This window comes from Nonomuraea glycinis (assembly GCF_035920485.1).
Lineage (GTDB): Bacteria > Actinomycetota > Actinomycetes > Streptosporangiales > Streptosporangiaceae > Nonomuraea > Nonomuraea glycinis.
Genome location: NZ_CP109166.1, coordinates 5,014,604 through 5,029,391 on the forward strand (window position 1 = coordinate 5,014,604; position 14,788 = coordinate 5,029,391).

11 protein-coding genes are annotated in these 14,788 nt (G+C 70.5%); 9 read left to right on the forward strand and 2 right to left on the reverse strand.

The genetic code is table 11. From position 1 onward, the window contains the following. Positions 1-34 precede the first annotated feature (34 nt). Both OHA68_RS23745 and OHA68_RS23750 read left to right on the forward strand, forming a co-directional pair. On the forward strand, positions 35-1,126 hold the full coding sequence (locus OHA68_RS23745; RefSeq protein WP_327102212.1) for a Gfo/Idh/MocA family protein: 1,092 nt from the start codon (positions 35-37) through the stop codon (positions 1,124-1,126). After that, entirely contained in the window at positions 1,123-3,819 is a 2,697-nt protein-coding gene (locus tag OHA68_RS23750; protein ID WP_327102213.1) for a glycoside hydrolase family 38 N-terminal domain-containing protein, read from the forward strand. Before OHA68_RS23745 ends, OHA68_RS23750 begins: the two co-directional genes overlap by 4 nt. 114 nt (positions 3,820-3,933) lie before the next feature. Here the strand turns inward: OHA68_RS23750 and OHA68_RS23755 are convergent, their stop codons facing one another. Continuing rightward, the gene (locus OHA68_RS23755) at positions 3,934-4,428 is read right to left on the reverse strand and encodes an Lrp/AsnC family transcriptional regulator (RefSeq protein WP_189138232.1); all 495 of its coding nucleotides are present in this window, start codon (positions 4,426-4,428) and stop codon (positions 3,934-3,936) included. A gap of 263 nt (positions 4,429-4,691) precedes the next feature. On the opposite strand from OHA68_RS23755, the gene OHA68_RS23760 reads away from it, so the two are divergent. From OHA68_RS23760 to OHA68_RS23790, 7 genes are all read left to right on the forward strand, one after another. Then, positions 4,692-6,125: a gamma-aminobutyraldehyde dehydrogenase gene (locus OHA68_RS23760; protein ID WP_327102214.1), complete on the forward strand. Its 1,434-nt coding sequence runs from the start codon at positions 4,692-4,694 to the stop codon at positions 6,123-6,125. A gap of 22 nt (positions 6,126-6,147) precedes the next feature. Next, complete coding sequence (locus tag OHA68_RS23765) at positions 6,148-7,227, forward strand: ABC transporter ATP-binding protein (RefSeq protein WP_327102215.1); 1,080 nt, start codon at positions 6,148-6,150, stop codon at positions 7,225-7,227. 39 nt (positions 7,228-7,266) lie between these two features. Then, positions 7,267-8,460, forward strand: a complete 1,194-nt coding sequence (locus OHA68_RS23770; RefSeq protein ID WP_327102216.1) for an ABC transporter substrate-binding protein — start codon at positions 7,267-7,269, stop codon at positions 8,458-8,460. Between the two features lie 4 nt (positions 8,461-8,464). After that, entirely contained in the window at positions 8,465-9,316 is an 852-nt protein-coding gene (locus tag OHA68_RS23775; protein WP_189138228.1) for an ABC transporter permease, read from the forward strand. Next, complete coding sequence (locus OHA68_RS23780; RefSeq protein ID WP_327102217.1) at positions 9,313-10,104, forward strand: ABC transporter permease; 792 nt, start codon at positions 9,313-9,315, stop codon at positions 10,102-10,104. The genes OHA68_RS23775 and OHA68_RS23780 overlap by 4 nt, the downstream gene beginning before the upstream one ends. 140 nt (positions 10,105-10,244) lie before the next feature. Then, the gene (locus tag OHA68_RS23785) at positions 10,245-11,639 is read left to right on the forward strand and encodes an NAD(P)/FAD-dependent oxidoreductase (RefSeq protein ID WP_327102218.1); all 1,395 of its coding nucleotides are present in this window, start codon (positions 10,245-10,247) and stop codon (positions 11,637-11,639) included. 61 nt (positions 11,640-11,700) lie between these two features. Then, positions 11,701-12,567 (forward strand): alpha/beta hydrolase, encoded by an 867-nt coding sequence (locus tag OHA68_RS23790; protein ID WP_327102219.1) that lies wholly within the window; start codon positions 11,701-11,703, stop codon positions 12,565-12,567. A gap of 30 nt (positions 12,568-12,597) precedes the next feature. Here OHA68_RS23790 and OHA68_RS23795 read toward each other — a convergent pair whose 3' ends face one another. Continuing rightward, positions 12,598-14,787: an alpha-galactosidase gene (locus OHA68_RS23795; protein WP_327102220.1), complete on the reverse strand. Its 2,190-nt coding sequence runs from the start codon at positions 14,785-14,787 to the stop codon at positions 12,598-12,600. Position 14,788 lies beyond the last annotated feature (1 nt).

The following is a 14,788-nucleotide window of genomic DNA, read 5'->3' on the forward strand; positions in this document are numbered from 1 at the left end:
GCCGGCCGATGAGACCACGCTGGAGGAGCGGGCTTTGAAGATCGCGCTTGTCGGGTGCGGAGCCGTCACGCAGGCGGTGTACGTACCGCTGCTGTCGCGCCGCCGTGATGTGTTCGAGGTGACGGCGGTCTGCGATCTGTCGCAGACGCTCGCCGACACCGTGGCGGACCGGCTGGGCGCGCCCGGCCGCCACACCGACCTCGGCCACCTGCTGGCGGCGGGCGGGTTCGAGGCCGTGCTCATGCTGGCCTCCGGCTCCCACGGCGAGCCGGTACGGCAGGCGCTCGCGGCCGGGTACGCCGTGCTGTGCGAGAAGCCGCTGGCGTTGACCCGCGCGGAGGTGGCGGCGCTGCCCGAGGGGCGGCTCATGGTGGGCTACATGAAGCAGTACGACCCCGCTGTCCGCCGGGCCGAGGAGTTGCTGGCCGAGCTGGGCGGGCCGGAGAAGATCCGGTCGATCGAGGTGACCGTGCTGCACCCCAGCGGGGAGTCGCAGCTGGCCTTCGCCAACCTGATCCAGGCCCGCGACGTGGACCCCGGCCTGCTGGCGTCGCTGCGCGAGGCCGAGAGCGGGCTGGTCGCGCAGGCGCTCGGCGCGTCCGCGCCCGAGCGGGTGCGCGCCCTGTACGGGGTGGCGCTCGGTTCTATCTGCCACGACCTGTCGCTGCTGCGGCGCCTGTCCGGCTCGCCCGCCGAGGTGTCGCACGTGGAGACCTGGGGGCCCGCGCCCGGATCCATCGAGATCTCCGGGCCGCTGCGCGCCGGCGGCCGGTTCGAGATCCGCTGGCACTACCTGGAGGACTACCCCGCCTATCGGGAGACCGTGGTCGTCCACCACGACCGCGGCTCGCTGGAGCTGACCTTCCCCTCGCCCTACCTGATGAACGCGCCGACGACGCTGACCGTGGTCTCCCGTGACGACTCCGGGGCCGAGAGCCGGAACGAGTGGCGGGACGTGACCGAGGCGTTCGAGGTGCAACTGGACGCCTTCCACGCCTTCGTCACCGAGGGCGTGCCGCCGCGCACCGACGCGGCCGGCGCCCTGGAGGACATCGTCACCGCCCAGCGCATCGCCGCCCGCTATGCCGTACAGCATGACCTGCAGATCGGAGGGGAAGCGGCGTGACCGCAGAGACCACTGAGATCGTCGTCGTCCCGCACACGCACTGGGACCGGGAGTGGTACGAGCCGTTCCAGCGGTTCAGGCTGCGCCTGGTGGCGTTGCTGGACGAGGTGCTGGACACGATGGAGCGCGAGCCCGCCTACCATTTCACCCTCGACGGGCAGCTCGCCTGCGTGGACGACTACCTGGAGGTGCGGCCGGAGAACCGCGACCGCATCGCCGCGCTGGTCGAGTCCGGGCGGCTGGCGGTGGGGCCGTGGCAGATCCTGCTCGACGAGTTCCTCTGCTCGGGCGAGAACATCGTGCGCAACCTGGAGCTGGGCATGGCCCGCGCCGACAAGCTCGGCCGGGCCATGGCGGTCGGCTACCTGCCGGACATGTTCGGGCACACCGCGCAGATGCCGCAGATTCTGCACCGGGCCGGCCTTCTGCACGCCTGCGTCTACCGGGGCGTGCCCTCCTCGGTGACGACCGACGCCTTCGCCTGGGTCGCGCCCGACGGGACGGCGCTGCGCACGCAGTACCTCCCGGCGGGCGGCTACGGCAACGGGGCGCACCTGTTCGAGGACGCGGGGCAGCTCGCCGAGCGCGGGGCCGCGTTCGTCGAGACGATGCGCCGCTGGCACGGTCCCGACGGGCCGCTGCTGGCGATGTACGGCACCGACCACTCGGCCCCGGTGCGCGGGCTGCCGGAGATGGTCTCCCGGCTCGGCGCCCGGATGGACACCCTGTCCGGATACATCGAGGCGCACTCCGGCGACGTGGCGGGGCTGCCCCGGGTGACCGGTGAGCTGCGCTCGCACGCCCGCGCCAACATCCTGCCCGGCGTCATCTCCGTGCGCGCGCACGTCAAGCAGGCCATGGGCCGGGCCGAGCGGATGGTCGAACGCTACGCCGAGCCGCTCGCCACGCTCTGGGGTGACGACTGGCCGGGCCGCTTCCTGGACATGGCCTGGTGGCGGCTGGTCGACGCCAGCGGCCACGACTCGGTGACCGGCTGCGGCGTGGACGAGACGGCCCAGCAGGTGGCCGCCCGTATCGCCGAGGCCGAGCAGCTCGGGCAGGCCGTGCGCGACATGGTCACCGCGAAGCTCGCCGCCGCCGTGCCGTCCGGCGGCGTGCTCGTCGTCAACCCGACGCCCGCCGCCCGGCGCGGCGTGGTGCTGCTCGACGTGGCGGGCGAGGACCCGCTGGTGGACCCGGCCGGCGCCGGGGTCCCCGTCCAGCCGCTGGAGTACGCGCCGACGCTGCTGCTCGACGAGGAGATGGACCCGGCCACGGCGCTGACGTTCGTGCACGGCACCGAGCTCTACGGCCAGCACATCACCGGCTGGTCCGTGGCGGACGGGGTGCTGACCTTCGAGGTCGCCCGCGAGTCGTCGGCCGCCTTCAACGTGGGCCAGGTGCGCGGGGCGCTGGACGGCGTGCACCGGGTCCGGATCGTGGCCCAGTCGCGCCGCACCGTGGCCGCCCTCGTCGAGACGCCGCCGCTCGGCCACACCAGCGTGCGGCCCGCGCCGTACGACAGCGTGACGGAAGCCGCCCAGGGCACGCCCATCACCGGCGTGCGGGCCGAGGAGCGGGTGCTCGACAACGGGCTGCTGCGCGTCGAGGTGGCGCGGGACGGCACCCTGACGCTGACCGGCGCCGACGGGGTCACCCTCACCGGCGCCGGCCGGATCGTCGACGGCGGCGACGTGGGCGACAGCTACAACTACGCGCCGCCGGCCGAGGACAGGCTCGTCTCCGAGCCGGAGACGGTCCAGGTGAGCACGGTCTGCACGGGGCCGCTGGTGGCCGCCTTCGACGTGTGGCGCACCTACCGGTGGCCCGGCGCGGGCGACGGGATCGAGGGCACCCCCGAGATCCCGGCCGCGTCCCGGACCGAGGTCAGCGAGGAGATCGCCGTCCGGATGCGGGTCGAGCTGCGCGCGGGGGAGCCGTACGTGCGGCTCACCGTGGAGTTCGACAACCGCTGCGCCGACCACCGGGTGCGGCTGCACGTGCCGCTGCCGCAGCGGTCGGCGCTCTCGCACGCTGAAGGGCAGTTCGCGGTCGTCACCCGGGGCCTGACCGCCGAGGGCGGGTGCGGCGAGGAGCCGCTGCCGACCTTCCCGGCGTCGGGCTGGGTGGCCGCCGGGGGAGTGGCGGCGCTGCTGGAGCACGTCACCGAGTACGAGCTGGTGGAGGAGGGCGGCGAGCTGGCGCTCACCCTGCTGCGCTCGATCGGCTACCTGTCGCGCAACCGGCACGCGCTGCGCCCCGAGCCCGCCGGGCCCCAGCTGCCGACCCCGGCCGCCCAGTCACGCGGGCTGCGCTCGGTGAGCCTGGCGCTGATGCCCTACAGCGGGACGTGGTCGCCGGTGCCGCCGGCGGCGGAGACGTTCCGGCACCCCCTGCTCACGGTCGCCGGGACGGGCGCCCCGCACCTGCCGCTGCCCGCGCCGGCCGCCGGACTGTCGGTGACGGGGGACGGCGTGGCGCTGACCTCGCTGCGGGTCCGCGACGGCTGGCAGGAGCTGCGGGTCGTGGCACTGTCGGACAGTGCCACCGAGGCCGTCATCGAGGGGACGTTCGGCCGGGCCCGCCGCGCGGACCTCCGTGGCCGTCCGGGCGAGGAACTCCCGGTCACCGACGGCGTCCTCCGCCTGCCCCTGGGAGCCTGGGAGATCGCCACCGTGCAAATAGTCAACTGAAGGTAATGGAGTGGTGGTCGTGAGTAATATTCACTCCATGATCATCGTCACTCCACTGATCGGCGGAAGTGGGGATCGACGCGTTCAAGGTCGATCCCCACGGCTGCTTCTGGGTCAGCGGGTGCCCCAGGAGTAGGTTTGTTTGCGTAGTTTGAGGTAGACGAAGGACTCGGTAGCGCGGACCGCCGGGATGGCGCGGATCTTGCTGAGGATCTCCAGCAGGTGGCGGTCGCCCTCGCACACCACCTCGACGATGACGTCGAAGGACCCGGCCGTGAGCACCACGTAGTCGATCTCGTCGATGGCGGCGAGTTCGTCGGCCACGGCCTCCAGATCGCCCTCGCAGGTGACGCCGATCATGGCCTGACGGGGGAAGCCGAGCGTGAGCGGGTCGGTGACCGCGACGATCTGCATGACACCGGCGTCCTGCAACCGCTGCACGCGCTGGCGTACCGCCGCCTCTGACAGCCCCACCGCCTTGCCGATCGCGGCGTAGGGCTTGCGGCCGTCGGACTGGAGTTGTTCGATGATCTGCTTGGCGAGATCGTCGAGAACGAACTGCCCGGGCTCGGCGTCGTTGCTGCGGCGTACGCGCGGCGGCGTCGTCATGCGAAGAACCCTCCTAGCGGTCCGGCGTTACGGGGGCGTTCCCGCTGGATTGCCGTCCTGGTGCGACATGTTGTCAGTTCTGGCCCACCTGTCAAGCGAATTCGTAGCAATTTGGTATCTTCGCCACGAAATCCCTTGTTCGATTGCACTTACTCTGTAAGAGTCGCAAAATCTCAGCCTCACGAGGGGGTCTTCATGACCGCGCTTGTCGAGGTCACCCTCGGACAAAGCATCTACGGTCATTCGACCGACAGGGAGGGCGCATGACGACGCGTCTGCAGAACTTCATCAACGGTGAGCTCGTGGACGCCAAGAGCGGCCGTTTCTCCGATGTCATCGATCCCTGCACCGGCGAGGCCTATCTCCAGGCCCCCATCTCCGGCGCGGAGGACGTGGACAACGCCTTCGCCGCGGCCGCCGCGGCGTTCGAGTCGTGGGGCCGGACCACCCCCGGCGAGCGGGCGAACCTGCTGCTCAAGGTCGCCGACGCCATCGAGGCACGGGCCGACGAGATCAACGAGGCCGAGTGCCTCAACACCGGCAAGCCGCGCGCCCGCATGGCCGAGGACGAGACCCCGGTCGCGGCCGACCACTTCCGCTTCTTCGCCGGCGCCGCCCGCACCCTGGAGGGCCCGACGGCCGGTGAGTTCCTCGCCGAGCACACCAGCATCATCCGGCACGAGCCGATCGGCGTGATCGGCCAGGTCACGCCGTGGAACTACCCGATGATGATGGCCGTCTGGAAGATCGCCCCGGCGCTGGCGGCCGGCAACACGATCGTGCTCAAGCCGTCCGACACCACCCCCGCCTCCACGGTCAAGCTCGCCGAGATCCTCGGCGAGGTGCTGCCCGCCGGCGTCTTCAACGTCGTCACCGGCGACCGCGAGACCGGCGCCCTGGTGGTGGCCCACCCGACCGCCGCCATGGTGGCGATCACCGGCTCGGTCGGCGCGGGCATGTCGGTGGCCAGGAGCGCCGCCGACGACCTCAAGCGCGTCCACCTGGAGCTCGGCGGCAAGGCCCCCGTCGTGGTGTTCGAGGACGTGAAGAACCTGCGCAAGGCCGCCGAGGACATCGCCGTCGCCGGCTTCTACAACGCGGGCCAGGACTGCACCGCCGCCTGCCGGGTGCTGGTGCACGAGAGCGTGCACGACGAGTTCGTGGCGGCGCTCACCGAGGCGGCCGGGGCCACCGTGACCGGCGACCTGTCCAACGAGGACGCCCTGTACGGGCCGCTCAACAACGACAGCCAGCTCGCCAAGGTCCAGGGCTTCCTCGACCGCGTCCCGGCGCACGCCAAGGTGGTGACCGGCGGTCACCGGATCGGCGATCAGGGCTACTTCTTCGCCCCCACCGTCGTCGACGGCCTCAAGCAGGACGACGAGATGATCCAGGACGAGGTCTTCGGCCCGGTCATCACCGTCCAGACGTTCGCCGACGAGGCCGACGCGCTGGCCAAGGCCAACGACGTTCGCTACGGCCTGAGCGGCTCGGTCTGGACCTCCGATCACGGCCGGGCGATGCGCATGTCGAACCGGCTCGACTTCGGCGTGGTCTGGGTCAACACCCATATCCCGTTCGTGTCGGAGATGCCGCACGGCGGCTTCAAGCACTCGGGCTACGGCAAGGATCTTTCGGTATTCGGCTTGCACGACTACACGAGGGTCAAGCACGTCATGCACTACATCGGCGAATAGCGCACAAAGGGAATCTTCCTGAATGGCCGAGCGAGGTTTGACCGACAGCGCGATCGAACTACAGGACGTCGTCAAGGAGTACGTCTCGCACGGCGAAGTCGTGCAGGCGGTCAAGGGCGTGACGCTGGCGGTCGGTGAGGGAGAGTTCTTCTCCCTCCTCGGCCCGTCGGGGTGCGGCAAGACCACCACCATGCGGATGATCGCGGGCTTCGAGGAGCCGTCCAAGGGTGTGGTCCGGCTGCGCGGCGAGGACGTGACGAACGTCCCGCCCAACAAGCGCGATGTGAACATGGTCTTCCAGTCCTACGCGCTGTTCCCGCACATGAGCGTCTGGGACAACGTGGCCTTCGGGCTGAAGCAGCGCAGAACGCCGCAGGAGGAGATCCGGCGGCGGGTCGGCGAGATGCTGGAGATCGTCGACCTCACGGGCAGGGAGAAACGCCGGCCGCGCGAGCTGTCGGGCGGCCAGCAGCAGCGGGTCGCGCTGGCCCGCGCCCTGGTCAACAGGCCCAGGGCGCTGCTGCTGGACGAGCCGCTCGGCGCGCTCGACCTCAAGCTCCGCCAGGCCATGCAGTTGGAGCTCAAGCGCATCCAGCGCGAGGTCGGCATCACGTTCGTGTACGTGACGCACGACCAGAACGAGGCGCTGACCATGAGCGACAGGATCGCGGTCATGAAGGACGGCCTGGTCGAGCAGCTGGCCGGGCCGCGTGAGATCTACGAGAGTCCCGCGACGACGTTCGTGGCGGGGTTCATCGGCACCTCCAACCTGATGGGCGGCACCGCCACCGCGGGCGTCCTGCGGATCGGGGAAGGCCGGGTGCTGGTGCCCCAGCACGACGGCGAGGTCTCGGTGACCGTCAGGCCCGAGAAGATCACCCTGTCCGTGGACGAACCGGACGGCGACCTGAGCGTCGTACCGGGGACGGTGGCCGAGGTGGTCTACCTGGGCACGTACAACAGCTACACCGTGAGCCTCGCCGACGGGGCCGAGATCACGGTGTTCCAGCAGAACGCGCACGACTCGACGATCACCGCGGAGCGGGGCGACTCCGTCTGGCTGTCGTGGCAGGCGCAGCACTCTTATGTGATTGGAAGTTGATCCATGCCCGGTCCGTACACCCCTGCCCTCATCCGAGGGATGACCCAGCCCCGCACCCGACGTGACGCCTTCAGGATCGCAGGCCTGTCGGCGGCAGGGCTCGCCCTGGCCGCCTGTGGCGTGCAGGGTCAGAAGGTGGCTCCGCCCAAGGCCGACGCCGTCGCGGACTTCTGGTCCAAGCAGAAGAAGAACGGCCAGGTCATCTTCGCCAACTGGCCCGAGTACATGCCGGAGGACAAGGGCCCGCTGGAGAAGTTCAAGGCCGAGACCGGGATCTCCTACGAGTACAAAGAGGTCATCAACGAGAACGCGGAGTTCTTCGGCAAGGCCGACCCGGTGCTCCGCGCCGGTCAGTCGCTGGGCTACGACATCATCGTGATGACCAACGGCATCCAGCTCCAGCACATGATCGAGCTGGGCTACGTGGTGACGCTGGACCAGTCGAAGCTGCCGAACTTCCTGGCCAACGCCGGCGAGAAGTACAAGCAGCGGTCCTACGACCCGGGCAACGTCCACACGATCCCCTACACCTCCGGCGTGACCGGGATCGCGTACAACACCAAGTACGTCAAGGACGACATCACCAGCATCGCGGCGCTGTTCGACCCCAAGTACAAGGGCCGGGTCGGCATGATGGCCGACGCCCAGGAGATCGCCAACTTCGGCATGATCGCCCTCGGCATCGACCCGGAGAAGTCCACCGAGGCCGACTGGCAGAAGGCCGGGGCGAAGCTCAAGGCCCAGCGTGAGGACGGCATCGTCCGCAAGTACTACGACCAGAACTACATCGACGCTGTCTCCAAGGGCGACATCTGGGTGACCATGGCCTGGTCGGGCGACGTGTTCCAGCGCCAGCTCGCCGGGGAGCCGGTCAAGTTCGTGGTGCCCGACGAGGGCGGCACGATCTGGACCGACAACCTGATGATCCCCAAGGGCGCCGCCAACCCGGTGGACGCGATGATGCTCATGGACTACCTGTACAAGCCCGAGGTGGCGGCCGAGCTGGATGAGTACATCCAGTTCGTCACCCCGGTGCCGGCGGTGCAGGACCTGCTGCGCAAGAAGGCGGACAGCGCGACGGGCGAGGACAAGCAGGCGCTGCTGGACATGATCGACAGCCCGCTGATGTTCCCGACCGAGGCCGACTACGCCAAGCTGCGCACCTACACCCCGCTGAACACCGCGCAGGAGCAGGTGTTCAACCCGATCTTCCAGTCGATCACCCAGGCCTAGGCCGATGAGACGGCTCACCCCCTACCTGCTCGCGCTGCCGAGCTGGATGTGGCTGGCGATCTTCCTGGTGGTCCCGCTGGCGGCGATGGCGTCGGTGTCGCTGCAGACCGGCAACGTGATCGACGGCTTCGTCATGACGTTCAGCTTCTCCAACTACGGCGACGCGATCAGCGCCTACGGCACCCAGTTCGCCCGCTCCCTGCTGTACGGCGGGCTGGCGACGGCCGCCATGCTGGTGATCGGCTACCCGGTGGCCTACTGGATCGCCTTCAAGGGCGGCAGCCGCAAGTCGATGTACCTGTTCCTGCTGCTGCTGCCGTTCTTCGTGTCGTTCGTGCTGCGGACGATCTCGTGGGGCTTCCTGCTGTCCGACGACGGGATCCTGTTCGGCACGCTGAAGGGGTGGGGGCTGCTGCCTCCGGACTTCCACGTGCTGGCCACGGCCTTCGCGGTGGTGGCGGGGCTGACGTACAACTGGCTGCCGTTCATGATCCTGCCGATCTACGTGTCGCTGGAGCGGGTGGACCCGCGGGTGGTGGAGGCGGCGCAGGACCTGTACGCCACGCGGAGCGCGGCGTTCCGCAAGGTGGTGCTGCCGCTGTCGCTGCCGGGCGTGTTCGCCGGGGTGCTGATGACGTTCGTGCCCGCCACGGCCGACCCGATCAACGCCCAGGTGCTCGGCGGCACCGGCAACACCATGATCGGCAACATCATCCAGACGGAATACCTGGTGAACAACGACTACCCGACGGCCTCGGCGCTGTCGTTCACCCTGATGGCGGTGCTGCTGGTGGGCATCTTCATCTACGCCAGGGTGCTCGGCACCGAGAACGTCCTTGAGGCGGCGGCCCGATGAGGCGCGGCAGGCTCGGCGACCGGCTGCTGCACGGCTACACCTGGCTGGTCATCGTCTGGCTGTCCTCCCCGATCGCCGTGATGATCCTGTTCGGCTTCAACGACACGCCGAGCAAGTCCAACACGAGCTGGCACGGTTTCACCCTCAAGTGGTACGCCCAGCTCTTCGCGATCCCCGACCTGACCGACGCGCTGTGGAACTCGGTGCTGATCGCGCTGGTCAGCACCGCCATCACCGTGGTGATCGGCACGATGCTGGGGCTGGCGCTCGGCCGGCACCGCTTCCGCGGCCAGGGGACGACGAACTTCCTGGTGTTCGCCGCCATCTCCACGCCCGAGCTCGTCATGGGCGCCTCGCTGCTGTCGCTGTTCGTCTCGGCCAACCTGCCGCGCGACCGGATCACGATCACCATCGCGCACGTGCTGTTCTCGCTGTCCTTCGTGACCGTGACCGTGCGGGCGCGGGTCGTCACGCTCGACCCGTCGCTGGAGGAGGCGGCCAAGGACCTGGGAGCGGGCCCGTGGGCCACGTTCCGGCAGGTCACGCTGCCGTCGATCCTGCCCGGCGTGCTCGCCGGGGCGATGCTGGCGTTCGCGCTGTCCATCGACGACTACGTGGTCACCAGCTTCGTCAACGGCTCCGCGCTCACCTTCCCGCTGTGGATCGTCGGCTCGGTCAAGACCGGCATTCCTCCTCAGGTGAACGTGATGGGTACGCTGATCTTCGGTATCGGGGTGCTGATCGCGATCGCCAACGCGGTCGCGGCGCGGCGGCGTGCCCACACATGAGATTTTCCCCGCGTCAGCGGGGGCTCCTACGGCAAAGAACAGGGAGGCGAGATCGGATTTCGGCGGGGGGAACCCGCGCGTGATCACCGTATTGGTCCCGCGATTTTCATAGCTGAGTCACCGTAAGGGATGTGGGATGTGTGGATCCGCTGAAGGCGCTTGCTGACGCGGAGCGCAAGCCGTACTGGCTGGACAGTCCAGCCAGGCCAGAGCCGCGACCGCGGCTCGTCGGCAACACGAGCGCCGACCTGGTCGTGGTCGGCGGCGGCTTCTCGGGGCTGTGGACCGCCCTGATGGCCAAGGAGCGAGACCCCTCGCAGGACGTGATCCTGCTGGAGGGGCGCAGGATCGGCTGGGCGGCGTCCGGCCGCAACGGCGGGTTCTGCATGGCGACCCTGACCCATGGCCTGCCCAACGGGCTGGAGCGCTGGCCGGAGGAGATCGACCGGCTGGAGCGCATGGGCGTCGAGAACCTGGACGAGATCGAGCGCACGCTGGCGCGCTACGGCGTCGACTGCTCCTTCGAGCGCACCGGCGAGCTGAACGTCGCCACCGAGCCGTGGCAGCTCGACGCGCTGCACGAGCACCTCGACCTCATCGAGCAGCTCGGCCTCGACTACGTGCCGCTGGACCGGGATCAGGTGCGGGCCGAGGTCAACTCGCCCACCTACCTGGGCGGCCTGTGGGAGCGCAGCGGCTGCGCCATGGTGGACCCGGCCAGGCTGGCATGGGGGCTGCGCGAGGCCTGCGTCCGGCTCGGCGTGCGGGTCCACGAGCGCACGCCGGTACGTTCGCTGCACGACGACGGCGTCACCATCGGCCTGCGCACCCCGCAGGGGGCCGTCACCGCCCGCCGGGTGGCGCTCGGCACCGGCGTCTTCCCGCCGCTGCTGCGCCGCCTGAGGCACTTCGTGGTGCCGGTGTACGACTACGCGCTGACCACCGAGCCGCTCAGCGACGCGCAACTCGCCGAGGTGGGCTGGCGCAACAGGCAGGGCGTGGGCGACGCGGCCAACCAGTTCCACTACTACCGGCTGACCGACGACAACCGCATCCTGTGGGGCGGCTACGACGCCGTCTACTACAACGGCGGCCACGTCAAGCCGGAGTACGACCAGCGTGACGAGACCTTCGCCAAGCTGGCAGGGCATTTCTACGACACCTTCCCGCAGTTGGAGGAGGTGCGGTTCTCGCACCGCTGGGGCGGCGTGATCGACACCTGCAGCCGCTTCAGCGCCTTCTACGGGCAGGCGCACGGCGGCCGGCTGGCGTACGCGGTCGGCTACACCGGCATGGGCGTCGGCGCGACCCGCTTCGGCGCGAACGTCATGCTCGACCTGCTGTCGGGGGAGCGCACCGAGCGGACCGAGCTGCGCATGGTGAAGGAGAAGCCGGTCCCGTTCCCGCCCGAGCCGGTGCGGTCGGGGGTCATCCAGTTCACCCGCTGGTCGATCGCCCAGGCGGACCAGCACCAGGGCAGACGCAATCTGTGGCTGCGGGCGCTGGACCGGATGGGGCTCGGCTTCGACTCCTGATCGCCCTCTCGAACCGCCCGCGGCCCCTACCCCGCGCGGGCGGTTCGACCAGACTGGGGGCATGAGAATCGAGTTCGCCGTCGACGGCGTCACGCTGGTGGGAGAGCTCCGGGTGCCGGAGGGAGCGGGGACGCGGCCCGCGCTGGTCCTCACCGGCCCGTTCACCGGGGTCCGCGATCAGGTCACCGGCCTGTACGCCGAGCGGCTGGCCGAGCGCGGCTATGTCACCCTCGCCTTCGACCACCGGAACTGGGGCGAGTCCGGCGGGGAGCCGCGCTGCCACGAGGATCCGCAGGGCAAGCTGCACGACCTGCGGGCCGCGGTGTCGCTCCTGCGGGCCAGGCCCGAGGTCGACGGGGACCGGATCGGCGCGGTCGGCATCTGCCTGGGCGGCGGTTACGCGCTCAAGTTCGCCGCCTTCGACCCCCGGGTGAAGGTGTTCGCCGGCATCGCGGGGGGCTACAACAACCCCTACGGCATGCGGTCCGGCATGGACTACGACGCGGTGCTCGGCTCGTACACGGAGGTGCTGGAGCGGCAGGACCAGGGCGGACCGGTCGAGTATCTGCCGGCCGTGGCCGAGGAGGGCGAGGCCGCCATGCCCGGGGACGAGCCCTTCTCCTACTACGGCGCCTCGCCCTCCCCGCGCTGGGCGAACCAGGTCACCCGGGCCAGCGTGCTGGAGCTGATCACGATGGACAACCTGATGGGCGCCGACTTCCTCTCGCCGAAACCGGCGCTGATCGTGCACGGCGTGATCGACCGGTTCTGCTCACCGGAGGGCGCGGAGGAGGCGTACAAGCGGCTGGACGAGCCCAAGCGGCTGGTGTGGCTGGACGCCAAGCGGCACATCGACCTGTACGACCGCGAGCCGTACGTCACCCAGGCCGTCGACGCGACCGCCGAGTTCCTGTCCCAGCACCTGTAGAAGCCGCCGCCCCGCCTCCGCGCCCGAGGGTCAGTGGCTCACCCGCTTGAGCACGACCAGGTCGCTGCGGTAGTCGGCGCCGATCGGCTCCCAGGCGGCGGGCCGGATGCCGGCCGCCATGAGGGCCGAGCCGTACCACCGCGACCCGTGCGCGAGCCGGCCCCGCACGCCCTCCCCGGCGTCGCCGCCCAGCACCACCTCGTACAGCGCCTCCGGGTCCAGCCCCGCCAGCCGCAGCCGGCGCGGCCCGCGCTTGGCGTTGCCGAGCGGGTTGTAGACCAGCGCCACGACCAGGTCGTCCAGCACGTACTGCACGGCCGAGCGCTCCTGCCCCGGCGTGCCCGCCAGCCGGAACTGGGCGCCGTGCTGGATGACGCGGCGCACGGACTTGTACTGGGCGATCAGCTCGGCCGCCTCCGCCAGCTCCTGCGGCGACCACTCGGGCAGGTCCCCGCCGATGCCCAGCACGCCCGCCATGGCCACGTGGAACCGGTAGCGCAGCGGCATGGCGCGGCCGGTCGTCACGTTGGGGGAGTCGGTCACCCAGGCCGACATCGTGCTCGCCGGGTAGAGCTGGGAGAAGCCGTGCTGGATCTGCTGGCGGTCCTTGGCGTCGGTGTTGTCCGAGGGCCAGACCTCGTCGGTGCGCCGCAGGATGCCGAGGTCGACCCGGCCGCCGCCGCCGGAGCACGACTCGATCCGCAGCCCGGGGTGCCGCTCCCGCAGCCGGTCCAGCACGTCGTAGACGCCGCGCGTGTGCTCGATCCAGACCCGGTCCTGCGCCGCGCCCTGCTCCGGCCAGCCGGCCTGGGTGAACGGCCGGTTCATGTCCCACTTGAAGTAGTCGAGGTCGAGCTCGGTGACCAGCCGGTCGAGCCAGTCCAGCGCCCAGTCGCGGATGTCCCGCCGGGCGAAGTTCAGCACGAGCTGGTTGCGCTTCTGGTCCCTGCGCCGGTGCTCCAGGTGCAGGATCCAGTCGGGATGGGCGCGGTAGAGGTCGCTGTCGGGGCTGACCATCTCCGGCTCCACCCACAGGCCCACCCGCATCCCCAGCTCGCGGATGCCGTCCAGCATGCCGCGCAGGCCGGCGGGGAAACGCTCGCGGTGCGGCCACCAGTCGCCCAGCGAGGTGGTGTCGTCGTCGCGGGCCCCGAACCAGCCGTCGTCGATGACGAACAGTTCGACGCCGAGCGAGGCCGCGGTCTTGGCGAGCTCCAGCTGGCCGGACTCGGTCACGGCGAAGGCGGTGGCCTCCCAGGAGTTGTAGAGCACCGGCCGCTCCTCGCCGGGCGTCGGCAGGACGTGGCGGCGGGCGTACTCGTGCCAGGCCCTGCTCGCCGCGCCGAACCCGGCGGCGCTGTAGAGCCCGAGCGCCGGTGGACCGGTCAGCTCCTGGCCCGGTTCGAGCGTCCAGCGCACGCCCTCGTGCCCGAAGCCGGCCGAGACGGACACGCCGCCCTCGGGCCGGTGCGTGGTGGTCAGCCGCCAGCTTCCGCTCCAGGCCAGGGCGACGCCCCACACCTCGCCGTGCTCCTCGCCCGCCGCCCCCGCGTCGATCATGATCCACGGGTTCGCCTGGTGGCTGGTGATGCCCTGGCGGCTGGTGAAGACCAGCTCGCCGACGGGCAGCGGCTCCCGCTGGAGCTGGAACTCCTCCGCCCAGGCGCCGAAGACGCCGCTGTAGCGGTAGCCGGCCTGGTCGGGGACGAACCAGTTGGCGGAGTCGAGCCGGGTCACGGTGATCGGCTCGCCCGCCTGGTCCGGCGGGTGCCGCACGGTGGTCCACCGCTCGATGACGTCGGTGTCCTCGCGGGCCCGGATGGACAGCACCACCTCGAACGGGTGGTGGGCGTCGGCCAGCGCGAGGTCCAGCCGCTGGGCGCCGCCGCCCTCGTCGTGCTCGCTCGCCCCGGCGAACCGCAGCTCGACCGAGCGGGCGTGGCCGAAGGAGACCTGCAGGGACGGCGTCCCCCACCGGGTGCCGCCGTCCACCGGCAGCAGTTCCTCGGCCTCGGAAGGGGTGGAGAAGCTCGTGACGTGCCGGCGCGGCTCCCGCGCGGCGGCGACCTGGCGGGCCGCCTCCGTGGACAGCCGCGGCCCCCAGTATTTCTGCGCCGGCGCGGCCTCCCCGGTCGCCGGGTCCACCTCCACGCGGATCACGTACGTCGAAGCAGGCGTGTCGATCGCCCAGCAGTGCTCGTCGAGAGGAGTTACGGGCATG